Source organism: Vibrio sp. Y176, from assembly GCF_033438945.1.
In genome coordinates this window covers 1-727 of record NZ_JAWOQS010000478.1, presented here as the reverse complement: position 1 = coordinate 727, position 727 = coordinate 1, and the positions used below count along the sequence as shown (strand labels likewise).

Annotated in this window: 1 protein-coding gene; it reads right to left on the bottom strand. The window is 49.9% G+C overall.

Annotation, left to right across the window (positions count from 1 at the left end):
• On the bottom strand, window positions 1-727 hold a 727-nt coding region (locus R7O13_RS26815; protein WP_318305200.1), incomplete at both ends, for a sulfurtransferase.

Sequence of the window (727 nt, the reverse complement as noted above, 5' to 3'; positions counted from 1 at the left end):
TTCAGTAAGAATCATGGTGGTGTGGGCAGAGCGAACACCAGACTGGCAGTAAGCGATAACTTTCTTACCTTTGATGATGTCGCCGTAAAGGGCTTGCAGTTCTTCTGCTGATTTCAGTGTCGTGTCTTCGTTTAACGCTTTGGTCCAATTAATGTGAACACTGCTTGGGATAGTGCCCGGACCGTATGCGCCAGAAACCGCAACTTCACCGTTGAACTCGTCGTTGCCGCGAGTATCTAGGATCACCCAATCAGGGTTGTTTTGCGCTGCGATAACCATGTCTAGCGTTGCTAGGGCATTGTTATCTTGCCGTGTGTTAGGTGCGTTGTATTCCACCGCTGCAACGCTTTGGTTTGCAGAGCCAGTTGGGTAGCCAGCGCCCATCCAAGCGTTCAAGCCCCCGTCAAGGTAACGAACATCTTGATGGCCAAGGTTATGGATTTGCCAGTAAAGACGCGCAGCATCGTGGTGTGAGCCCGCAGCGTAGACGACGATTGTGCTGTCTGTTGTTGCGCCGAAGCTGCCTAGGATTGTTTCCATTTCTTCTGTGCTATTACTCATACCGCCGAAGTCGTAGGCGTCTTCAGTCGCTGAGTAATCGTTACGCCACATAGTGTAAGAACCAGAAATAGGACTATCTGGTTTGATAGGGTTTAGCGCACCGATCACAACCACGTCTTTGTCACCATCCATCAGCGATTTCAGTTGTTGTGCAGAAATGAAGTGT